This is a genomic window from Paraburkholderia ginsengisoli NBRC 100965, assembly GCF_000739735.1.
Taxonomy (GTDB): domain Bacteria; phylum Pseudomonadota; class Gammaproteobacteria; order Burkholderiales; family Burkholderiaceae; genus Paraburkholderia; species Paraburkholderia ginsengisoli.
Genome location: NZ_BBJF01000024.1, coordinates 61,924 through 84,781, shown reverse-complemented (window position 1 = coordinate 84,781; position 22,858 = coordinate 61,924). Strand labels below are relative to the sequence as shown.

18 protein-coding genes and 1 pseudogene are annotated in these 22,858 nt (G+C 63.1%); 13 read left to right on the top strand and 6 right to left on the bottom strand.

Features of this window, described 5'->3' with window-relative positions:
* Positions 1-26: 26 nt before the first annotated feature.
* A complete protein-coding gene (locus BGI01S_RS26775) occupies positions 27-1,028 on the bottom strand; it encodes a helix-turn-helix transcriptional regulator (RefSeq protein ID WP_042329426.1) in 1,002 nt (333 codons plus the stop codon).
* A 207-nt stretch (positions 1,029-1,235) separates the two neighbouring features.
* Between BGI01S_RS26775 and BGI01S_RS26770 the strand changes: the two genes are divergently transcribed.
* The 4 genes from BGI01S_RS26770 (at position 1,236) to BGI01S_RS26755 (ending at position 8,163) form a co-directional block, all read left to right on the top strand.
* On the top strand, positions 1,236-2,147 hold the full coding sequence (locus BGI01S_RS26770; protein WP_042329424.1) for an AraC family transcriptional regulator: 912 nt from the start codon (positions 1,236-1,238) through the stop codon (positions 2,145-2,147).
* A gap of 508 nt (positions 2,148-2,655) precedes the next feature.
* Positions 2,656-3,081, top strand: a complete 426-nt coding sequence (locus tag BGI01S_RS26765; RefSeq protein WP_042329361.1) for a DUF3830 family protein — start codon at positions 2,656-2,658, stop codon at positions 3,079-3,081.
* A 190-nt stretch (positions 3,082-3,271) separates the two neighbouring features.
* Positions 3,272-4,492 carry a sensor histidine kinase gene (locus BGI01S_RS26760; protein WP_042329360.1) on the top strand — a complete coding sequence of 407 codons (1,221 nt, stop codon included), beginning with the start codon at positions 3,272-3,274 and terminating at the stop codon, positions 4,490-4,492.
* A 359-nt stretch (positions 4,493-4,851) separates the two neighbouring features.
* A complete protein-coding gene (locus BGI01S_RS26755) occupies positions 4,852-8,163 on the top strand; it encodes a YadA-like family protein (RefSeq protein WP_042329422.1) in 3,312 nt (1,103 codons plus the stop codon).
* Positions 8,164-8,303: 140 nt separating this feature from the next.
* On the opposite strand, the gene BGI01S_RS26750 is transcribed toward BGI01S_RS26755, so the two are convergent.
* The 3 genes from BGI01S_RS26750 to shiA all read right to left on the bottom strand — a co-directional run bounded on the left by BGI01S_RS26750 (position 8,304) and on the right by shiA (position 11,527).
* A complete protein-coding gene (locus tag BGI01S_RS26750; RefSeq protein ID WP_042329358.1) occupies positions 8,304-8,438 on the bottom strand; it encodes an MFS transporter small subunit in 135 nt (44 codons plus the stop codon).
* A gap of 10 nt (positions 8,439-8,448) precedes the next feature.
* Positions 8,449-9,852, bottom strand: a complete 1,404-nt coding sequence (locus BGI01S_RS26745; protein WP_042329357.1) for an L-lactate MFS transporter — start codon at positions 9,850-9,852, stop codon at positions 8,449-8,451.
* A gap of 355 nt (positions 9,853-10,207) precedes the next feature.
* Complete coding sequence (gene shiA / locus BGI01S_RS26740) at positions 10,208-11,527, bottom strand: shikimate transporter (RefSeq protein WP_042329356.1); 1,320 nt, start codon at positions 11,525-11,527, stop codon at positions 10,208-10,210.
* Between the two features lie 379 nt (positions 11,528-11,906).
* On the opposite strand from shiA, the gene BGI01S_RS26735 reads away from it, so the two are divergent.
* The 6 genes and pseudogenes from BGI01S_RS26735 (at position 11,907) to BGI01S_RS26710 (ending at position 17,117) form a co-directional block, all read left to right on the top strand.
* The gene (locus BGI01S_RS26735) at positions 11,907-12,128 is read left to right on the top strand and encodes a hypothetical protein (protein WP_042329355.1); all 222 of its coding nucleotides are present in this window, start codon (positions 11,907-11,909) and stop codon (positions 12,126-12,128) included.
* On the top strand, positions 12,106-12,825 hold the full coding sequence (locus BGI01S_RS26730) for a GntR family transcriptional regulator (RefSeq protein WP_042329353.1): 720 nt from the start codon (positions 12,106-12,108) through the stop codon (positions 12,823-12,825). The genes BGI01S_RS26735 and BGI01S_RS26730 overlap by 23 nt, the downstream gene beginning before the upstream one ends.
* A gap of 475 nt (positions 12,826-13,300) precedes the next feature.
* Positions 13,301-13,852, top strand: a pseudogene (locus BGI01S_RS26725) (thiamine pyrophosphate-binding protein); the annotation flags it as partial.
* Between the two features lie 153 nt (positions 13,853-14,005).
* Positions 14,006-15,253 (top strand): formyl-CoA transferase, encoded by a 1,248-nt coding sequence (frc, locus tag BGI01S_RS26720; protein WP_042329351.1) that lies wholly within the window; start codon positions 14,006-14,008, stop codon positions 15,251-15,253.
* 54 nt (positions 15,254-15,307) lie between these two features.
* Positions 15,308-16,129: a fumarylacetoacetate hydrolase family protein gene (locus tag BGI01S_RS26715; protein ID WP_042329350.1), complete on the top strand. Its 822-nt coding sequence runs from the start codon at positions 15,308-15,310 to the stop codon at positions 16,127-16,129.
* A 61-nt stretch (positions 16,130-16,190) separates the two neighbouring features.
* The gene (locus BGI01S_RS26710) at positions 16,191-17,117 is read left to right on the top strand and encodes an NAD(P)(+) transhydrogenase (Re/Si-specific) subunit beta (RefSeq protein WP_042329349.1); all 927 of its coding nucleotides are present in this window, start codon (positions 16,191-16,193) and stop codon (positions 17,115-17,117) included.
* Between the two features lie 74 nt (positions 17,118-17,191).
* Here BGI01S_RS26710 and BGI01S_RS26705 read toward each other — a convergent pair whose 3' ends face one another.
* Both BGI01S_RS26705 and BGI01S_RS26700 read right to left on the bottom strand, forming a co-directional pair.
* Positions 17,192-17,500: an HAD family hydrolase gene (locus tag BGI01S_RS26705; protein ID WP_042329347.1), complete on the bottom strand. Its 309-nt coding sequence runs from the start codon at positions 17,498-17,500 to the stop codon at positions 17,192-17,194.
* A gap of 96 nt (positions 17,501-17,596) precedes the next feature.
* Positions 17,597-18,544, bottom strand: coding sequence for a LysR family transcriptional regulator (locus BGI01S_RS26700; protein WP_042329346.1), 948 nt, complete (start codon positions 18,542-18,544; stop codon positions 17,597-17,599).
* Positions 18,545-18,954: 410 nt separating this feature from the next.
* Here BGI01S_RS26700 and oxlT point away from each other — a divergent pair, with 410 nt between their 5' ends.
* The 3 genes from oxlT to BGI01S_RS26685 all read left to right on the top strand — a co-directional run bounded on the left by oxlT (position 18,955) and on the right by BGI01S_RS26685 (position 22,845).
* Entirely contained in the window at positions 18,955-20,298 is a 1,344-nt protein-coding gene (gene oxlT / locus BGI01S_RS26695) for an oxalate/formate MFS antiporter (RefSeq protein ID WP_042329345.1), read from the top strand.
* 30 nt (positions 20,299-20,328) lie between these two features.
* The gene (locus BGI01S_RS26690; RefSeq protein ID WP_042329344.1) at positions 20,329-21,309 is read left to right on the top strand and encodes a LysR family transcriptional regulator; all 981 of its coding nucleotides are present in this window, start codon (positions 20,329-20,331) and stop codon (positions 21,307-21,309) included.
* 84 nt (positions 21,310-21,393) lie between these two features.
* Positions 21,394-22,845, top strand: coding sequence for an aldehyde dehydrogenase family protein (locus BGI01S_RS26685; RefSeq protein ID WP_042329419.1), 1,452 nt, complete (start codon positions 21,394-21,396; stop codon positions 22,843-22,845).
* Positions 22,846-22,858 lie beyond the last annotated feature (13 nt).

Genomic DNA, 22,858 nt, shown 5'->3' with positions numbered 1-22,858 from the left:
TCACACCATCGACCGCCGGCCTTCGACTACGACACATACGCCTGCGCGACATTGATCAACTGTACGCGATTGCGCACGTTGAACAACTGCCGCAACCGCCGCAGGTGATAGTCGACGTTATGCGGCGACAGTCCGAGGAAATAGGCGATTTCCTTGTCCCGCTGACCTTGCACGACCGCCCTCAGCACCGCGTGCTGCAACTCGCTCAACGCGACGCGCTGCCGTTGCTCGGGAGCCATGCCGATCGCGCTCTTCGCGTGCGTCCAGATGAACTCGTGAATCGTGTGCGCGAACATCAGCGTTTCGGCCACGATCGATTCGGTCATCCAGCGCGGGTTGCCGATCTCCGAGTTGAAACACAGGCTCGCGTTCAGCTCCGGCTCGGGTAGCGGCATCTGCGTGAGAATCCCGCTTTTGCGGCCGGTCGCCTCCAGCATGTCGATCAGTCCCGTGAGGCGTTCGCTGCGCATCTGCGCGCGCGGCAGGTCGGCGCGCATGTCGGCGGTGTTCCAGAGGAACGGCATGCCGGTCGGCGACGCGAGCGCGACGCGCGGGTCCAGCTCGAAATAGCGCTCGCGGAAGTAGCGCGTGAGCCAGGTCTGCGACTCGTAGCTGGTCAGCACGAACATCGTCTTGTGATGCGACGACGTGCGCGTGGCCGTGTAGCTGAACGAGTCGAAGCCAAGCTGCCTGATGCGCCGCCGCACGAATTCGATGCGGTCCTGCGCGCTGCCGAATCGTCCCAGCGGACCGATGTACGGCGCGGCCCGTCTCGCGGCGGGCGACGGCGTGCCGATCTCCTCCTCGGTGAAGAGCGTGAGAAAGCCACTGGGCGCGGCACCGGTCGCGGTGCGGGTTTCTGCTCTCGATGCATCAGCCGCGTGGGCTGAGTTCACGGCCTGCCGCGCGCCGGCCGGGTAGGCCGGTTGTGCGGACACCGTTGACTTGTATGCTGCCGACGCGTGCCCGGCTTCGCCTTGCGGCGAGCCGGTCAGCCAATGCGGCAGCGTATCGCATTCGTGTTCCATGAAACGGTAGCTCCGGCGTTCGAAACGCGTGAAAGACGACAACCTGAATGATTAGCTATTTCCAGAAATTGCGGTAGCCGGTTCCTTGCTATCATTTTCGCGATCTTGCGCTGACTATTGCGCGGACTGCGACGCCGACAGCGGACCGGCTACGCGGGTATGGCGGGTTTTCTTCCTGCATACGACACCTCCCTGGGAGTGGACGTGATGTCACGAATTCCGAAGCTGACGACGACGCTTGCCTACGATCGCTACATGGCGGGCCAGAGACTCGTGTCGAGCGTGGATCGGCCGTGGCGTCACCTCGTGCTGCGCTCGTATCTCGAACCGGCCGAACAGGAACTGCTGGAAGCCCCCGGCTTGCAGGACTTCACACTGATGACGCTCGCGAGCGGCGCCGAGCATCTCGAACGCAATCTGAACGGACGCTGGGAGCACGCCGATCTGCGCGTGGGCGACGTCTGGTTCGTGCCGCCCGCGCCGATCTCATGGCGTTGGCGTGCGCTCGGCGACGAGCCGTTGTCGACCGTGCATCTGCACATCGAGCGCGGTCTGATCGACAGCGTCGCCGAGCAACTGGAGCTCGGCGGCTCGCGCGAACTCGCGCTCGGCGACGCGATGTGCTTTCACGATCCGCTGATCGCCGCGATGCTCGGCGCACTGCACCGTGCGGCCGCCGATCCGGCCGATTCGCGGCTATATGTCGACGCGCTCGCGCACGCGCTTGCGGCGCATCTGCTCCAGCACTACTCACGCGGCCGCCCGGCGCCCGGCCGATTGCCGGCGCGGCCCGAACGGCTGGTGCCGCGGCGGATTCGTCGCGTGACCGACTACATCCGCGCCAATCTCGCCGCCGATCTGAGTATCGACGAACTGGCCGGGCAGGCCGGCCTAAGCAGTTTTCATTTTGCGCGGGTGTTTCGCCGCGAGGCTGGTGAGACGCCGCATCAGTTCGTCACGCGCCTGCGGCTCGAGGAAGCGGCGAGACTGCTGCGCGCCACCGATCAGACCGTGCTGCAAATTGCGATTGCGGTTGGTTTCGAGAGTGCCAGTCATTTCTCCGTGCAGTTAAAGCGTGGCTATGGTGTGACGCCGCTCGCCTACCGGCTGCGCGGCTGAGGTGCGGATAGCGCGGCGGGATGCGGGCGGCGCGCCCGTGGGTCGGGACGGCCGTCGGCGGGGACGGCGTCGGGATGTCGTGCTGCGTCCGGCGCACCGACGCGCCAGGGCTCATCGATTGCGTTGTCGTGTCTCGTCTATGGCGTTGGCTTTCGCCGCGAAGCCGGTTCGCGCCATGGCTCGCGGCCAGCTGCGAGACCGAATCGGATACGCGGCGCGCCGACGGGAATCACGCGCAATGCGCAGTGTGCTGCGCATTGCGCGGCTTGCAAACTACGAACTTTCGTGGCGGAACCCTGGCAAGACCTGGCATGACCGTGTGGCGCGTGCTTCGCCGGCCCGTCTCGAAGCAAGCCGTGGCCGCGGTCGAACTGGCCTGACCGGCTGGGAAGCAACTGTACCTGTCGAAGCCTTGCACCGGACGACAGAATGACGTGCGCCCGGCCCTGGCCAGCCCGCGCCCGCCCGACCGCCGCTCAACTCTCAACCTTCAACCGGATATCCTGCGATGACCCGACTCCGAATCACCTCCTGCGGCCATGAGTTCGTCGCCGAAACCCATCCCGACGCGCCGCATACCGTGGCCGCGTTCCTCAAGCTGCTGCCGTATCGCCAGAAGATCATTCACGTGCGCTGGAGCGGCGAAGGCTGCTGGGTTCCGCTCGGCGACTTCAAGCTGGAAAACGACGGCGTGGCGGTCGGCTTCGAGAATCACACGAGCCATCCGTCGGTCGGCGACATTCTGTTCTACCCGGGCGGCTACAGCGAGACCGAGATCATCCTCGCGTACGGCTCGTGCTGCTTCGCGAGCAAGATGGGGCAACTGGCGGGCAACCATTTCCTGACTATCGTCGAAGGCCGCGAGAAGCTGCGCGAACTCGGCACCAAGGTGCTGTGGGAAGGTGCGCAGGACGTGCTGTTCGAGCGGATCTGAAACGGCCGCGTCGCGCACACGTCCTAAACCCTGGTTAATTTCCGGTTGCCAAATCGCGCATACTGGAGGCGCGGGAGCGGCTGGTGAAGCGCTCGCGATTGGCCTCCCGAGCGCGGTTTGCAGCCCATGCGTCGCGTCGGATTGGGGCGGTACACCTTTTTTCGCCGCGCTGCGGCGCCAGGGCTCCTAGATGACGGACTCGCACGTACCTCCGCTAACCGCCTTCGCCGCGCAGTTGCGCTCGCAACAGGTCGATTTGACCGAACGCTGGATGAAGGCCGTCTTTCACGACGCCGAACTGACCGAATCCGACCGGCTGACTTACGAGCAACTGGCCGACCATGTCCCGAACATCCTCGAAGAAATCTGCAGCGTGCTGGAGAACCAGGATCTCGACAGCGCGGAGAGCGCGATCGAGCGCGACGCACGGCTGCACGGCAAATTGCGCTGGAAACAGGGCTACCGCATCGAGGAGCTGGTACGCGAACTCGATCTGTTCCGCCAGATGCTGACTGGCGCGATCGTCGAATTCAGCGAGGCGCGACCGTATTTCACGCGGCGTCACGAGGAGCGGGCGCGGCATTTCATCGACGAAGCGGTCAGCTTTGTCACGCTGACCTCGATCCGCGAGGTCGTCAACGAGCGCGACAGGAAGATCGACGATTACACCAGCCGGCTCGAACGGGCGAATCACGAGCTCACGCTCAAACAGCGGCTGGTCGGCGATCTGTACGAGTCGCGCATGCAGATCACGCGCAGCGTCGTGCACGATCTGCGCAATTTCCTCAACGTGTTTTCGATGGCGCTGCAACTGATGAGCCGCGCGCCGGCCAGACTCGAAACCGCGCTCGCGCTGGCGAACCGGCAGGCCGCCGACATGAAGACGCTGGTGGATGAGTTGGTCGAATATTCGGTCGTCCTCGGCGACAGCAGCCCGCTCGTGCTGGAGCGTTTCGCGCTGCGCGAGCTATTCGACGAACTGGTGATCTCGTGCGCGCCCGCCATCGAAGCAAAGGGGCTGCGCCTGCGCACCGCGTTCGACGGCGCGCTGGAGGAAGTCGTATCCAACCGGCTGAAACTCAAGCAGATCGCGCTGAACCTGCTGACCAACGCGTCGAAATACACGAAGGCCGGCGAGATCGAGTTGACGATGATCGCCACGGAAGGCGATCGCTGGCGTCTGCGGGTGTCGGACACCGGCGTCGGGATCGGGCCGTCCGACCGCGAGCGCGTGTTCAAGGAGTTCGAGCGCGCCACCGACGACGACATTCCGGGCGCGGGGCTCGGGCTCGCGATCGTCAAGGAGTTGTGCCGGGTGCTCGAAGGCGACATCCGTTTCGATTCGCAGGAAGGCGCGGGGACGCTGTTCGAAATTACTTTCCCGATGCGGCTGCATGAGCCAGGCGCCTGAGCCGGCCGCTGCGTTTCTCCTTGCGCTTGCCCATGCCGGGTTCGGCGAGCCATGTCTGGCCGTACTCTGAGACAGATTAAGCTGCGACCTAAAACGAACTAGAAGAACCAAGCTCTCATTAAGAACGCTGGCAGTTTTCTTCCTGGTACTGCTATGCCGTTTGTCTCATTCGAGCAAAAATTTAGCTTTTAAGAGTAGTCGTATTCCCCCATTCGATCCCGTAAAAGAAACTGGCCACTTCGCTTTTGTCGGTCCAAGTGGAAGCGCGCCGCATTCCTAATTCACAGCCTGTCCGAGCTAATTAATTAGGATGGCGTAAGAAAAATCTTGGCGGTTGAGTTTCGATAAGAATGGGAGGCATGTTGAACAAGACATATCGCACCGTATGGAACAGAGCGACCCGCACCTATGTCGCCGTATCCGAAGTCGCAACGCGTCGTGGCGCGACCGGCACATCGGTGTGCCGCGCGCTGGTGGCCGCCAGCGCCGGGCTGTTGGGCGTGCTGGCAGTATCGCAAGCAGCCCGCGCCGACACTTGCACGTTGCAGACGCAGAACTGTCTCGACATCGCGCAGGCATTGACGACGCAAGTGGCGAGCCCGTCCACGCCGGCCGCCAACGACTCGGCGATCGCGCCGGAAACGGCCGCCGCGATCCAGAACGCCAGCGTGTTTGCCGGTACGCCGGCGGTCGCGGGTACGACGAGTCAGCCGCTCATGATGCTCGCGGCGGCGACCCCGGCGGTGACCGACTATATCTCGGTGAGCCCGAATGTCGTTCAGGGGACTCGCACGAGTGCATCGGACTCCCTGAACGCGATGGCGATCGGTCCGGCGGCCGCCGCGACGGGCATCAATGCTGTGGCTGTCGGTGGGGCGGCGGCGGCCGGAAGCGACGGCTCGACCGCGGTCGGCTCCGGAGCGGGTGCACTGTCGAACAATTCAACCGTCGTGGGGGCAGGCGCGACCGTCGGCGCAATGTCGGACAACTCGATCGCGCTCGGCTACAACGCCCGTTCGGTTGGGCTCAACAGTGCGTCGATCGGTGGATTCGGCACTGCGGCCGCAGTGGGCGGCGTAGCGATCGGCTATCAATCGTTCGTCATTCCCACGGCGACGAACGGGGTGGCACTCGGCTCGAACACCACCGCGACCGCAGTCGGTGCGGTCGCGCTCGGCGGTGGCTCGATTGCGGATCGTGAGAACGTGGTGTCGCTGGGCAACAGCACGCTGAACCGGCAGATCGGTTATCTCGCGGCGGGCACGCAAGCCACCGACGCGGTCAACGTCGGCCAGCTTGCCGGCGTCGCGGCCGCGCTCGGCGGCGGCGCATCGATCGACGCGAACGGTGCGATGGTCGCTCCGTCCTACAACGTGGGTGGCACGACTTATAGCGACGTCGGCGCGGCGCTGGCCGCGGCCACCTCGGTCGGCGTGAACGCGAGCGCCGACGCAGTGCGCTACGACACGGCAGCGCATGACATCGTCACGCTCGGCAGCTCCGGCACGCCCGTCAAGCTCACCCACGTCGCGGACGGCACGTTGAGCGCCGACAGTTCCGACGCCGTAACCGGCTCGCAGCTCTACAGCGTCAATGAGGCGGTCACGCAGAATACGTCGGCCATCACCGACATCACCAACAACATCAGCAATATCACCAACGGGAGCCTGGGTCTGCTTCAGCAAGACCCGGTTTCGCGCGACCTGAGCGTTGCGAAAGATACGGACGGCACACATGTCGACTTCACCGGCACGGCCGGGCCGCGTGAGATGATCGGCGTCGCGGCGGGTACGGCGGCGAGCTCCGCCGTCAATGTCGGACAACTCAGTCCCGTTGTCGAGTCCCTCGGTGGGGGCGCCACGGTCAATCCGGACGGCACGATCCAGAAGCCTGTCTACAGCATCGGCGGGACCACGTATAGCGACGTGGGCGCGGCGCTCGCCGCAGCGGTCACGACCAGCGTGAGCGCGGGCACCGACGCGGTCCAGTACGATTCGGCGGCGCATGACACGGTCACGCTCGGCAACACGGCCGTGCCGGTCCAGCTCACCAACGTGCGCGCCGGCAATCTCGCCACCGACAGCTCGGACGCGGTCAACGGCGCGCAGCTGTTCAGCACCGATCAGGCGGTCGCGCAGAACACCAGCAATATCTCGAACCTCGACCAGCGCGTCACCGACAACACGTCGAGCATCACCAATCTCGACGCGCGCACCACGACGATGGAAGGGGACGTGAGCAACATCACGAACCAGATCACGAACGGCGAAATCGGTCTCGTCCAGCAGGATCCGGTAACCCGCGCGTTGAGTGTTGCGAAGGACACGGACGGCGCGCGCGTCGATTTCACCGGCACGGCCGGCGCCCGCGAACTGACCGGCATTGCGGCGGCCACCACGGATTCGTCCGCGGTCAATCTCGGCCAGTTCAGACCGATGGTCGCCGCGTTGGGCGGCGGCGCGCAGATCAACGCGGACGGCTCGATGACAGCGCCGACGTATCACGTGCAGGGCGGCACGCAGGGCACCGTCGGCGACGCGCTCGGCTCGCTCGACAGCGGGCTCTCCACGTTGCAGCAGAACATGGCGACCGGCGGCATCGGCGTGGTCACGCAAGATCCGGCATCACGCACGATCAACGTCGGCGCGACGACGGATGGCCTGCTGGTCAACATGGCCGGCACGGCAGGCAACCGGGTCGTCACCGGCGTGGCGACGGGCGCGGTCAGCCCGTCCAGCAGCGACGCGGTCAACGGGTCGCAACTGTATGCGCAAGGGGCGAGCACGGCGGTGGCGCTCGGCGGCGGTTCGACCGTCAACCCGGACGGCACGGTGACGGCGCCTTCGTATAAGGTGGGCGGGACGGTGGTGAACAACATCGGCGGCGCGCTTACCAATCTGGATGGCCGCGTCACGCAGAACAGCACGGATATTGCCGGCTTGCAGAGCACCATCGGCAACCTCAACGGCGCGGTGGCGAATGCGGTGCAGTACGACAGTTCCGCGCATGACAAAGTCACGCTCGGCGGCACCGCGGCCAATGCGCCGAAGGTTCAGTTGACCAATCTTAAGGATGGCGAACTATCGGCCAGCAGCACCGACGCCGTGACCGGCGCGCAACTTTATAGCACCAACCAGCAGATCAGCAGCCTCGGTCAGGTCGTCAACAACATTCAAACCACCGGCGACGCATACGTGTCCGTCAACAGTGCCGGCAATGCGGCGCAGGCAATCGGCAACAGTTCGGTCGCGATCGGCGGCGGAGCGAAGGCGTCGGCGCCGAACTCGGTGGCGATCGGCGAGGGCTCGCTGGCCGACCAGACGGGCACCGTGTCGGTGGGTTCGTCCGGCAACGAGCGCCGCATTACCAACGTCGCGGCAGGGCAGGCGCCGACCGACGCCGTCAACATGCAGCAGTTCCAGGGCGGCATCAACGACATCGCGCGTAATGCGTACTCGGGTACCGCGTCGGCTATTGCGCTGACCATGGTGCCGGAAGTCGATGCAACGAAGAACCTCGCGCTCGGCGTTGCGACGGCCGGCTACAAGGGCTATCAGGCGATGGCGGTGGCTTTGTCGGCGCGCGTCACGCCGAATCTGAAGGTGAAAGTCGGCGCGGGCATCAGTTCGGCCACCACGACGGTCGGCGCCGGCGCGGCGTATCAGTGGTAGCGGGGAGCGGACAGGCGGCGCGAGGGATGGTGGGGGAGACTTCGCAGTGGCATCGGGCAAGCCTGACGAGGCGACGCGATGAGCGGCACATGCGCACTGCCGGCACCCCGCCGATAGAACGGGCGGGGTGCCTCGGGGAGTTACTTGAACAGCTTCGTCGCCTGCGAAATCGTATTGACCACGCCCCATGCGAGCGGCACGGTCACGTACAGCCAGAAGATCGCGAGCTTCGCTTTGCTGGTCGGATGCACGGGTTGAGTCTGAGCGGTCGACATGCGAATCTCCTTAAGCGCCCTTGGCGAGTTGTGCGTCGGTCATGTGGTGTTTGTCGTCCACACGCTTGATCAGCAGGTTGCAGACGAAGCCGATCACCAGCAGCACGGCCATGATATGAACGGTCATCGTGTAGGCGTCGGCCTTGGCGACGCCGTTGGCGACTTCGTACGCACGGATGTAGTTCACCAGAACCGGACCGGCGACGCCCGCCGCGGCCCAGGCCGTCAGCAGACGGCCGTGAATGCCGCCGACGAACGCCGTGCCGAACATGTCCGCGAGGTACGCGGGCACGGTCGCGAAGCCGCCGCCATACATCGACAGGATCACGCAATAGGCGAGCACGAACAGCGCGATCTGGCCGGAAGCCGCGAAGCCCGGCACGAGGTAGTACAGCACGGCGCCGAACGCGAAGAAGATGAAGTACGTGTTCTTGCGGCCGATCCAGTCCGACGCCGACGCCCACACAAAACGGCCGCCCATGTTGAACAGCGACAGCAGACCCACGAAGCCGGCGGCCGCGGCGGCCGTCACCGTGTTCTTGAAGCTCTCCTGGATCATCACCGAGGCCTGGCCGAGAATGCCGATGCCGGCCGTCACGTTGAGGAACAGCACCAGCCAGATCAGATAGAACTGCGGCGTCTTCAATGCCTGGTCGATATGCACGTGGTTACGCGAAATCATCTTGTTCTGCTGGGTCGCGGGCGGCGTCCAGCCGGCCGGCTTCCAGTCGGCGGCCGGCACGCGGATCGCCAGGGCGCCGATCGACATCGAGATGAAGTACGCGATGCCGAGCACGACGAAAGTCTCGGCCACGCCGACGCTGGTCGCGCTGCGGAAGTGGTTCATCAGCGCGACCGACAGCGGCGCGGCAATCATCGCGCCGCCGCCGAAACCCATGATCGCCATGCCGGTCGCCATGCCGCGGCGGTCCGGGAACCAGCGGATCAGCGTCGACACCGGCGACACGTAACCGAGCCCGAGCCCGATTCCGCCGATTACGCCATAGCCCAGATAGAGGAGCGCGATCTGATGCAGATGCACACCGAGCGCGGAGACGAGGAAGCCGCCGCCGAAGCAGCACGCGGAGGTGAACATCGTGCGGCGCGGGCCGACGTGTTCGAGCCATTTGCCGGCGAACGCCGCCGACAATCCGAGGAACACGATCGCCAGCGAAAAGATCCAGCCGAGCGCGGTGAGCGACCAGTCATCGGCGGCGGATTGGGTGATGCCGATGACCTTGGTCAGCGGGCCGTTGAACACGGAGAATGCATACGCCTGACCGATACACAGATGCACGGCGAGCGCCGCGGGCGGCACCATCCAGCGCGAAAAACCCGGCTTTGCGATCGTGGCCTGTTTCGAAAAGAAGGGGGCGGAGCCTGGCTGGCCGCCCGGCTCGGTGATGCTGCTCATGATTGGTCTCCTGTGAGAACTCTTTGTTATCGGCGTTTCGTACAGAATGCTTTAGGCGGCGCAGTGTAAGGCGTGCGGACTCTCACGTCACCGATATATGCAATTTATTTTCATGTGCCCCGAGCCGATTCGCGCCGAATTTTTCTTTGACGAACGATAGGGCGCGAGGGTGCCCTTGGCAATATGAGACGCAAAAACATAAGGCATTATCCTGGTGAAAACTGACCGTAGCCCCCGGGCGGAGGCAACGCCGTACGGCGTTGCACAACGGCTGTTGTGCGCCCAAAAGCAAACGGGCCGGCGGTGGCATCTGCGCCACGCCGGCCCGTAGGGGACGGTAATCGTCCGGTAAGTATCAGACGACGCCGCGCCCGGTCTTCATTTTTGCCGCGACGAGCACGGAGATCAGGCAGCCGATCGCCAGATACGCGGCCACCGGATGCCACGAACCGCCGGCAAAGCTGACCAGCGCCACTGCGATAAACGGCGTGAAGCCACCGCCGACCACGCTCGCCACCTGATAGCCGACGCCCGCGCCGCTATAGCGGTACTCGGTGCCGAACAACTCGGTGAACATCGGCTGCTGCACGCTGACCACCATGTCGTGCGCGATGTTCGCGAGCATCACCGCGAAGACCACGATCCACACGGTCGCGCGCGCTTCGAGCGCAAGGAAGAACGGCACCGCGCTGAACATGCCGACCAGCGCGCCGATGATGTAGACGCGCCGGCGCCCGAAACGATCCGCCGCCAGCGCAAAGCACGGAATCGTCACGCAGCTCAGCGCGCCGACCAGCAGCCCGATCGTCAGGAAGAATTCGCGCGGCATGTGCAGATTCGCCGTCGAGTAGTTCAGCGCGAATGCCGTCACGATATACATCGTGAACAGCTCGGCCAGACGCAGCGCGATGATCAGCAGGAACGCCTTCGGATGCTTCAGCAGCGCTTCGACGATCGGCAGGCGCACGCTGCGCTCACCGCGCTTGCCCACTTTTTCGACGAACTCCTTCGACTCCTCCATGCTCGAACGAATCCACAGCGCGATCAGCACCAGCACCACACTGAACAGGAACGGCAGACGCCAACCCCAGCTCAGGAACGACGTGTTGTCCATCGACCGGCTGATCAACGCGACCAGCCCGGTCGACAGAACGAGCCCCACGCCGTAGCCGACCTGCACGCCGCTGCTGTAGAACGCCTTCTTTTTTTCCGGCGCGCTTTCGACCGCCATCAACGCAGCGCCACCCCATTCGCCACCGACCGCGAAGCCTTGGATCGCGCGCAAGGTCACGAGCAGCACGGGTGCCCACCAGCCGATCGTCGAGAAGGCCGGCAGCAATCCGATCGCGGCGGTCGACAGACCCATCATCATCACCGTGAGGACCAGCATGCGCTTGCGGCCGAGGCGGTCGCCGTAGTGGCCGAACACGAAGCCGCCGAGCGGACGGAACAGGAAGCCGACGCCGAAGGTCGCGAACGCGGCGAGCGTGCCCATCGCCGGGCTGACTTTGGGGAAAAACTCGGCGTTGAAGACGAGCGCCGCGACGATGCCGTACAGCAGAAAGTCATACCAGTCGACCACGGCGCCGACGAAGCTGCCGAGCGCCGCCTTGCGCGCCTGATCGCGTGCTGTGCGGTGTTGGGCCGTCGCGGCCGACGGAAGGGTGGTGCTCATGACGTTGTCTCCTTGAAAGGCTGGAACTGCGGGGCTCTGGCGGCGTCAGCGCGGGGCGCGACCACCGCCGAGCCGTGGCAGGATGTCCGGAAGATTAAAGAGGCGAGGCTTATCTCACAATCCGCCAGGCGATGAAATTGCGCGATTATCGAACGCGACTGCGCGAATAGCGCGCGTTTTGCGCGTTTACACCAAGCAGATGTGTGAGGACCGCGACTGTCGGCGAGCGCGCCGGTTGCGTTGCGGGCGTGCTAACGTGAGTCCTGTCGATGTCACTTCAAAACAACAATCACTGATATACTACATACCGAATATTGATAAATGCGGCAATGCAGCATATGATTGAGTCATTCGTTCACTCAATCATCCGGAGTTACAAATGGAATTTGTGCCTCTCGCGCTGCTCGCCATTGGTGTTATTGGTTTGGGCGCTTCCGCCACCGTGCTGTTGACCGACTGGATTCCCCAGCGGGTCGCGCAACTTGCATCGCACCATGGCCGGTTTTTCGGCTTGGGCGAACAACGCGGCGGGGCAGCCCCCGCGCCGTACTGCGCGCATGTTCATTCCGAGGCGATGAATGTCGTCAGAACTTCAAACTGAAACAGTGGCAACACCGCTGACCTTGTCGTTGCAGCCGATCGGCGCGAGTGCGAGCTTGCGCGATCAGGCCTACGCAATGCTCCGCCAGGCGATCGCCGACGCGGATATCTATCAGAATCGCGAAGAAATCCGTCTCGACGAGCGCGTCCTCTCCGAGTCGCTCGGCGTGAGTCGCACGCCGGTGCGCGAGGCAATGACCTTGCTCGAGCAGGAAGGTTTTCTGCGCATGGTGCCGCGGCGCGGCATCTATATCGTGCGCAAGAGCAAGCGCGAGATCGTCGAGATGATCCAGATGTGGGCCGCGCTCGAAAGCATGGCCGCCCGACTCACCACGTTGCACGCAACGGATGAGGAAATCGCCCGCCTGCGTCACATGTTCGACAATTTCCGCGACGCGACGCCGGCCGAGCACATCGCCGAGTATTCCGATGCGAACATCGCGTTTCATCAGGCGATCGTCGAGCTGTCGAAATCGCAGATTATTCTCGACACGATCAAGAACATCTTCATCCACGTTCGGGCCATCCGGCGTATGACGATTTCGCAGAGCGACCGCGCGTCGCGCTCGATCGTCGACCATTTGCGTATCATCGAAGCGCTGGAGCGGCGTGACACCGAGCTGGCCGAGCGGCTCGTGCGTCAGCATTCGCTGGATCTGGCGACGTTCGTCGAGGCGAACTGCGATTTCCTGGATTAACGGCTACCTGAGCGGTTGACCGAGGTTGCGGACGAAGAAGGCCCGCGGTGTGAAAACATCGCGGGCCTTTTGTTTTGTGCGCGGATCCGAGGGGGCGGGGTAAACCGTTCTTGACGCTTTTAAAAATATGGTATGTGATATATCAACACGGACACCAGCTGAGACCCGTGAGGCGGAAAGTCAGTAGTTTCCCGGGTCCGCACAACGAATCGCGCACGTCTTTCGTCGCAAAGCCTTAAGCAGCAAGCCGCGCAGCATGCATTCAGAGGCAAAGGCATCTCCAAATTAAGCTTGATCGAACTTGATATATCACATACCGTATGTGGCACGGCCAGCGAGACGTCGATCACGACGGGTGCATGCCGAAGCGGATATGTCCATGGATCACCGTTGCACAACCAAGTGAGCAGCAACAGCTTTTGCATGGGACCTGACCAGGCGCCGAAGCGCTAACGGGTCGACACAGGAGACGACCATGTCCGCAGGTGTTTCATCCCCGAGCCCGCTCACGGGCAATACGACAGCCGACGACACGCCCAAGCAGAAGACGCGCAATGCCAGCGTCGTCTCGGGTGGCGATGTGACCGCGAAGGTGCTGAAAAACGAAGCGGTCGATACGATCTTCGCGCTGTGCGGCGGCCACATCATTGACATCTACGACGGCTGTGCCGACGGAGGAATTCGCATCGTCGATGCGCGCGATGAGCAACTCGCGGCTCACGCGGCCGACGGCTATGCCCGGCAGTCCGGCAAACTCGGCCGCGTGGTCACGGCGGCCGGCCCCGGCCCCGGCCGCACGAACGCGGACACGGGCGTCGCCACCGCATTCCGCTCCAAGCGCGCGATCCCGAATACCGGCGGACGGGGCGCACAAACGCAGCACGAGATGCGCTCGCTGCGCGACCTGCCGCACGTCGACATCATGGCGTCGATCACCAAGGTCGCCGCCAGCGCATCGAACACCGAACGGGTCGCGGACATGATTTCGATGGCCGCGCGCGAGCGCTTCAACGGCGCGCCCGGTCCGCAGATCTCTGGCGCGTTGCAGCGCGCTCGCGAAACGATGCATCGGACCGGCCGCCCGGCGATGGTCAATATCTGGGTCGACCTGCGCGAGTGCGCGCCGGGCACGAAGAACCGGACCCTGTACAAGTAAAACCTTGCCTTCAGGAGACACGACATGGGCAAAGCACTCGACGGTGTACGCATTCTCGATTTCACGCATGTGCAATCGGGTCCGACCTGCACGCAATTGCTGGCGTGGTTCGGCGCGGATGTGATCAAGGTGGAGCGGGCCGGTGCGGGGGATATCACGCGCGAGCAGTTGCGCGATATCCCCGACGTGGACAGCCTGTACTTCACGATGCTCAATCACAACAAGCGTTCGGTCACGATCGACACGAAGAACCCGGAAGGCAAGCAGGTTCTCGAAGCGCTGATCCAGAAATGCGACGTGCTGGTGGAGAACTTTGCGCCGGGCGCGCTGGATCGCATGGGCTTCACGTGGGAGCGGATTCAGGAATTGAATTCGCGCATGATCGTCGCGTCGGTGAAGGGCTTCGGTCCTGGACCGTACGAGGACTGCAAGGTCTACGAGAACGTCGCGCAATGCGCAGGCGGCGCGGCGTCGACGACCGGTTTCGACGACGGGCCGCCGGTCGTGACCGGCGCGCAGATCGGCGATAGCGGCACGGGTTTGCATCTCGCACTCGGCATCGTCACGGCGTTGTATCAGCGTACGCAGACCGGTCGCGGCCAGCGCGTGCTCGCCGCGATGCAGGACGGTGTGCTGAATCTGTGCCGCGTGAAACTGCGCGACCAGCAGCGGCTCGCTCGCACCGGCACGATGAAAGAGTACCCGCAATATCCGAACGGGAAGTTCGGTGAAGCCGTGCCGCGTGCGGGCAATGCGTCGGGCGGCGGTCAGCCGGGCTGGATTCTGAAGTGCAAAGGCTGGGAGACGGACCCGAATGCGTATATCTACTTCATCACGCAGGCGCCGGTGTGGGCGAAGATCTGCAACGTGATCGGCAAGGAAGAGTGGGCGACGGATCCCGACTATGCGACGCCCGCAGCGCGTCTGCCGCATCTGAAGGATATCTTTGCCGAGATCGAGCGCTGGACCATGACCAAGACCAAGTTCGAGGCCATGCAGATCCTCAACAAGTACGACATTCCGTGCGGGCCGATCCTGTCGATGAAGGAAATCGCCGAGGAGCCGTCACTGCGCAAAACCGGCACGATCGTCGAAGTGGATCACCCGACGCGCGGCAAATATCTGACGGTTGGCAATCCTATCAAACTGTCCGACAGCCCGACCGAGGTGAAACGCTCGCCGCTGCTCGGTGAACATACCGACGAAGTGATGGCCGAACTCGGCTATTCGCCCGAGCAGATCAGCGCGTTGCGAACCGCAGGCGCGATCTGAACGCGCTTGATCTGGTCGACGCAGGATCGTTTTGAAGCGCTGAAGGAGTGACGTATGGATACGTGGATGCGGTTCATGTCGAGCGACGGTGGCATCGTGTTCGGCCGTGTCGAAGGTGGTTATCTGCACGAGTACGAAAGTCTCGAGCAGCCGGTGCCGACCGGCGCGGTGCTGTCGGCGCGCGCGCTGACGCCGCTCGCGCCTTGCGCGCCCGGCAAGATCATCGCGTTGTGGAACAACTATCACGCGCTGGCGGCGAAGCTCGACAAACCCGTGCCCACGCATCCGCTCTTTCTGCTGAAGCCGGCGGCCTCGGTCATCGGCGCGGGTGAGCCGATCCGGCGGCCGCTCAGTTATGCCGGCAAGATCGTCTACGAGGGCGAGCTGGGCATCGTGATCGGCCGGCGTTGCCGCGACGCGAGTCTGGAAGAAGCCGCCGCTGCGATTTTCGGCTATACGCTCGTCAACGACGTGACCGCAGCGGATCTGCTGAACGAGAATCCGCATTTTCCGCAATGGTGTCGCGCTAAAGGTTTCGATACGTTCTGTTGTATCGGGCCCGCGATCGTCTCCGGGTTCGAGTGGCAGCACGCGCATCTCGTGACGACGCTCGACGGCGTGGAACGGCAGAACTATCCGCTTGCCGACATGGTCTTTTCGCCCGCGCAGCAGGTGAGTCTGATCTCGCAGGATCTCACGCTCGAACCCGGCGATGTGATTGCGTGCGGCACGTCGGTCGGCGTCGGATCGATCAAGGATGGCGCGACCGTGTCGATTACGATCGATGGGATCGGCACGCTCAGCAATACGTTGAGCGCCGCGCGTGACGCAACGATGGCACAGGTACCGCCGATCGCCGTGGCGGGATCTGTCTGAACGTGAACTGAATCTCGATTCATCGCCCCAGCGTTTTGCATCGCAACTCGAAGGAGTACGCATGCCGCAAGCGTCTGACAGTACCGCGTGGATGGGCGTGTTCGTCTCGCTGGCGGCGTTTGCAGCGGCGTTGATTTCCGTGCTGATGGTTGCGCTTGCGGCAGTCGGGCAGCGGCAACTCGAACTGCGCGTCACGCGTCGACCTTACTGGCATGCCGGCGCGTTGGCGGCCGTGTTCGCGGGACTACTCGCCGCGGGCATGGGAGCGAGCGATGTTGTGGTCGACGCAGCGGTCATTGGCGCGGTGCTTGGCGCCTGGATGGTACGCGGTTGCGATCTGACCCGGCGACCGGGTCTCGTTGCGCTATTGGGCAGCGGCATGGGACTCGCTGTGATGTCGGGCGGCATTTTGCGTTATCTGGCGGCGGATGCGCGCGAGAGTGCCGAGCGTATCGAACTCTATGCCGCGGTATTCATCGGCGCGCTCATCTTCGCGACGTCCGCGATTGCCTTCTCCAAACTGCGCGGTGCATTGCAGTTGAAAACGATCGCGCGACCAGGCCACCGCGTTGTCAATCTGCTCGCGATGCTGTTATGCGGATGGCTCGGCTACGGCTTCGCAACCGAACAGGCGCAGCCGTTCGGACTTGGCGCGCTGCTGGCGATGAGCGCGCTGGCATGTGCAATGGGCACGCATCTGATGATCAGCCGCGAGTATTCCGACGGTCACGACGATAACCACGCGTTACACATGCCCGCGTTCGCCGCGCGTTGCGATGGTGTGGCGATGTACAAGCGCGGACTGCTTGCGCGCATCGAATGGCATGGCGGAGAAGAGCAGGCGTGGACGCTCCGCGAAATAACACCGGGCGTGGTGCGTACGGCTGCATATCGGCATCGGCGAGGCGAGCAGAACAGCGGGAGTGTGAACAGGCGCCAACGTGAATGCATTCGCCATCGGTCGAGTCATTTCACGGCGCGCCATTGAACATGAGCGCACACACTCGCGCACTAGCAGGCGCAACACGCGGCGAGACCGCAATCCCGCCTATGCCTGTGCCCTCAAGCGCCTGCCGCCGCGAACTCGCTGTAGTACTGGTCCTTCTTGTGCAGGATCATTTGCGCGAGAAAGTCGGCATCGTACGCGCGGTGCAAATGACTGTGATACCGCTCGATGTACGCAGTAATGCGCGCCACTTCGCCGTTGAATTCATTCAGCAGGTCGAGCGTCGCGCGGTCCCAGCGGAACCGCAGGCCGAGGTCGCTGAACGCGGCATTGTAGGCGCTCAGATGAGCGTCGTCGGAAGCGTCCGTGGCAAGACGGATTGCGCGCGTGTTGCCGGCGTGCGATTCAACCGGAGCATGGGTCATGATCGGCCTCCTGTACTGACAAGTGAGAGAACTCGCTTGCAGCATAGAAGTACCAGTCGATTTGCAATAGTTAAAGTTTTATTGGGTCTTCATAGCTTACTGCTTATACACGCTCAATTCCTTGACGCGCGTGATCTTCTCGATCAGGTTCGCTCCTTCTTCCATCAGGAAGCGTTTGAACGCGACGGCCACCGGCGGCAGACGTTTATTCTTCCGATGCACGACATACCAGTTGAGCATGACGGGAAAGCTCTCGACATCCAGTACGACCAGATGGCCCAGCTGCAATTCGAGGCTAATCGTATGCGCGGAGAGGAACGCGATGCCCATGCCGGCGATCACCGCCTGCTTGATCGTCTCGGTGCTCTTGATCTCCATGGCGATCTTCAGATTGGCGAGACGTCCCGCGAAACCTTCTTCCATGGAATTCCACGTGTCCGATCCGCGCTCGCGCACGATGAAAGCCTCGTTCGCGAGTTGACTCATCCGGATGTTGCGCTTGTGGGCGAGCGGATGCGTGGGCGCCGCGACGATCACATACGGATGCGGCGCGAACGGCTCGTTGGTGGCGTCGGTTTCGTGCGGCGGCCGCACCATGACGGCAAGGTCGGTCTGGTTCGTCCCGAGTTGGTGCAGCAGTTCTTCGCGATTATGAACAGCGAGATTGAGCACGACGCCCGAATAGCGGCGAGTGAATTCAGCGAGCAATCGCGGAAAGAAGTAGTCGCCCGCGCTGATCACCGCGACATTCAGCTTGCCGCCCGAGACGCCCTTGAGCTGACTCATCGCCTCGTCGACTTCGTGGAACTGCTGAATGATCGCGCGGCTGTAGTGGAGCATCTCGGTGCCGGCCGGCGTCAAATAGATCTTTTTGCCGAGTTGTTCGAACAACGGCAGCCCCGCATGTTCTTCGAGTTGCCGCACCTGGGTGGAGACGGCGGGCTGCGTCAGATGCAATTCCTCCGCGGCACGCGAGAAGCTCAGATGGCGCGCCACCGTTTCGAACACTTTTAGTTGCCGCAGAGTCGCATTGCGCATCGTCATGGCCGATGTATAAGCAATTGTGAATCAACATAATAACAAACTTTAATTATTAGTAATTCAGCAATGACCCTAGCATGAAACGAAGCCGTATAAGAACGTGAAATTGCGTCGAAGTACTCGGAAAAGTACTCGGGTTAACGCGCGGATGGCCGTCGTGGCGGACGAATTGGCCGGTCAAGCTTTCCGCTTTTTCGTTTAATTGATCGGAATAAAGAAGTTTCGAAATTGCGATCAGTCAGCCCGGCTGTTTTAAAGAAGTAGATTAAAGACGCAAATGTTAAATATTCCCGAAAAGCAAGGCTTTTCGGGTCCTAACCATAAGGTGGGACACATACGGCGCGGCACGTCCTCCGAGGGAACTTCGTCGGGGCGCTGACCGGCTGCATATATAAATGGTGGAGACAAAGCTCATGGACAATATCACCCAGGAAACCACGCCCCGCTCGTTTTTGGGGAATCGTTGGTGGCAGCTTGTCATCGGTATCGTGTGCATGGCGCTGGTGGCCAATCTGCAATATGCATGGACATTGTTCGTCGGGCCGATGAACGCCAGGCATCACTGGGGCGAAGCGTCCATTCAACTTGCCTTCACGATCTTCATCCTGACCGAAACGTGGCTCGTGCCGTTCGAAGGTCTGCTCGTCGACCGGTTCGGACCGCGGCCCGTGGTCGCCGTGGGGGCGGTATTCGCGGGTTTGTCGTGGGTGATGAATTCGTATGCGACGACATTGGGCGTTCTGTACGCGTCCGCGGTCATTGGCGGCATCGGCGCAGGCGGCGTGTACGGCACGTGTGTCGGCAATGCGCTGAAGTGGTTTCCCGATCGACGTGGTCTCGCCGCTGGTCTGACAGCCGCGGGCTTCGGCGCCGGTGCGGCGATCACTGTGATTCCGATCGCCAACATGATTACGCGCTCCGGCTACCAGCACGCGTTCTTCTTCTTCGGCATTCTGCAAGGCGTCAGCATTCTGTTGCTCGCGCTCCTGTTGATCCGGCCGACGCTTCGTCAGAAGGCCGTGCGCAAGAGCAAGTTCGCCGTGTCGAAGGCCGACTTCACATCGCGCCAGATGCTCAAGACGCCGGTGTTCTGGGTGATCTATGCATCGTTCGTGGCGGTCGCGGCGGGCGGTCTGATGGCGACAGCGCAAATCGGCCCGATCGCGAGAGACTGGGGGCTCGCCCGCATTCCGATGTCGTTCTTCGGCATGACCTTGCCGCTGCTCACGATGACGCTGTCGATCGACAACATCTTCAACGGCCTCACGCGTCCGTTGTGCGGTTTCATCTCCGACAAGATCGGCCGTGAAAATACGATGTTCGTGATCTTCATCGGCGAGGGTCTGGCACTGCTCGGCCTGATGCAGTTCGGCAGCAACCCGTACGCGTTCATGACGTTCGCCGCGCTGATCTTCCTCTTCTGGGGCGAGATCTTCTCGATCTTTCCGGCAATCTGCGCCGATACGTTCGGCAGCAAATACGCCACGGCCAATGCGGGCACGTTGTACACCGCGAAGGGCACGGCGGCTTTGCTGGTGCCGATCGCGTCGGTGCTGGCGGCCACGGGTGGCTGGAACCTTGTCTTCATCGTCTCGGCGGTCATCACGATCGCGGCCGGCGTGTCGGCCAAATTCGTACTCGCGCCGATGCGTTCGCGCTGGATCGAATCGCACAACGAGCCTCAAGGCGTGCTGGCGGTCGCGGGCAATGGCAGCGCCTCGCGCTTGAGTCACTGGCCTGAGCAGACAGGGGAATAGCGTGAGCGGTCCGCGTCCGGCAGTAACGACATGAATGTTTCGTTGCAGCAACTCAAGGTGTTCGTCGCCGTCGCGCGTGAGCGCAGTTTTACGCGCGCGGCGCGCGAATTCGACCTGACACAGTCGGCAGTGAGTCGCTGCGTGCGTGAGTTCGAAGATGCGGTCGAATTGAAACTGTTCGATCGCACCACTCGCCAGGTGGAGCTGACCAAGGCAGGCGCGAGCCTCGAACGAAGAATCGGCCGACTGCTCGACGAGATCGAACTGACCCTGCTCGAAGAACGCGCCGCCTACGACGGACATACCGGCGTCGTGATGCTGGCTAGCAATCCGGTGTTGTCGTCGAGCTGGGTTGCACAAGCGCTGGCTCGTTGCGCGTCGGTCTATCCCGAGTTGGTCGTGTCCGTCCGCGATCAGCCGCAAAGCGGCGTGCTTGCAAGCGTGGAGCAGGGCGAGGTGGACTTCGGCGTGGTGTCAATGGCCGAACCGTTCGACAGCGAAGTGCTGCACGCGCAAGCCATCTTCACGACGCCGCTGCATGTGGTGATTCCGCCGGCACATCCGTTAGCCCGGCATGACAGCGTTGCATGGCGCGCCTTGCATGAGTGGCCGCTCATCACGCTGAACGCGGACACGGGCGTGCGTGCAGCGCTTGAACTCGCGTTCAGCGCGAATGAATTGAAGCGGCGCCCGTTGCAGGAACTCGGCCATGTGGCGGCGGTGTCGCGCATGGTCGAACTGGGCCTCGGCGTCGGCGTGTTACCTGTCGACGCGTATTGGCCGGCGCCGGGCGTAGCGCTGGTGAGTCGACCATTGGCGCCGGAGATGCGTGTGGCCACGTTGCTGGTGCAGCGCCGGAACCGCTCGCTACGGCCGAACGCCGCTGCGGCGTGGGCGCAGTTCGCGGCGTCCGCGAGCGCTTCTCCTCAGATGGGCGTTGCGTCGTCCGCCTCGCCATCAGTCACGCGGCCTGCCGCTGCGCAGCGCCGCACCGTTTTGCACGAGCCGTAGCGTCAGCGGCGCTTGCCAGCGCCGCACCTCATTCCATTCGCCGACGGCCAGCGACACGACAACATCCACTCAAGGAGCTTCATGATGCAAACTGACACCGACCTCAGCCAGCATGATCTGCTGATCGACGGCAAGCGTTTGCCGCCCGGCACCGGCGAGTATTCCATCGACATCAACCCGGCCACTGAAGAGCCGATCGCATTGGTGGCCCAAGGGAGCGCCGCCGACGTGGATGCAGCGGTGCACGCGGCGCGCGCCGCGCTGAAAGTGTGGAACTCGATCCGGGCCGCGGACCGTGGCCGCATTCTCGCGCGTCTCGCAGGACTGATGCGTACCAATCTCGACGAACTCGCCGCGCTCGAAAGTCTCGACGCCGGTAAGCCGATTGCCGCCGTGATGCGCCAGGACATTCCGGCCGCGATCGATACGCTCGAATACTACGCAGGCTGGTGCGACAAGATCAACGGCCAGGTCGTGCCGACGCGCCCCGACGCGTTGACGTACACGATACGTGAGCCGGTCGGCGTGGTCGCCGCGATCGTCCCGTGGAATTTCCCGCTGATGATCGGCATGTGGAAAATCGCGCCGGCGCTCGCGTGCGGTTGCACGCTGATCGTCAAGCCCGCGGAGATCACGCCGTTGACCGCGTTGCGCATCGGCGAGCTTGCGCTCGAAGCGGGGGTACCTCCCGGAGTACTGAATATCGTCACCGGCAAGGGACGTGTGGTCGGCGATGCGCTGGTCGCGCACCCCGGCGTCGATAAGGTGACGTTCACGGGCTCGCCGTCGGTTGGACGCGGCATCCTGCAAGGTGCGGCCGGCAACTTCAAGCGCGTCACGCTGGAGCTCGGCGGCAAGTCGGCGAACCTGATCTTCGCCGACGCCAATCTCGACAACGCGGTGCGCGCCGCAGCGTCGGGCATCTTCTTCAATACCGGGCAGGTGTGTTCGGCGGGCTCGCGTATCCTCGCGCATCGCGACGTCTACGATGAAGTGGTCGAGCGCCTCGCCGCGCGAGCGAAGTCGATCAAGGTTGGCGATCCGTCGGCGCGCGAAACGTCGATGGGGCCGCTCATCTCGGCCGCGCAGATGAAGACCGTGCTCGGTTACGTGGAAACGGGGCGAGCTGAAGGCGCGTCGCTCGTGACCGGCGGTGCACGCATCGGCGAACGCGGCTTCTTCGTCGAGCCGACGGTGTTCGCCAACGTCGAACACGAAATGCGCATTTCACAGGAGGAGATTTTCGGGCCGGTCGCGAGCGTGGTTCGTTTCAACGACGAAGCCGATGCGATAAGGATAGCTAACGGTACGGCGTATAGTCTTGCGGCCGGTGTGTGGAGCGGGGACATCGGCCGCGTGCATCGGGTCGCGCGGGACCTGAAGGCGGGAACTGTGTGGATCAATACCTATGGGTATACCGACGTGCGTCTGCCGTGGGGCGGGTCCGGCGATTCTGGCTTCGGGCGCGAACACGGCGACGTCGCGATCGAGAACTTCACCGAGCCGAAGGCGGTGTGGCTGGCGATCGACCAATAGCGTCGATGGTGGA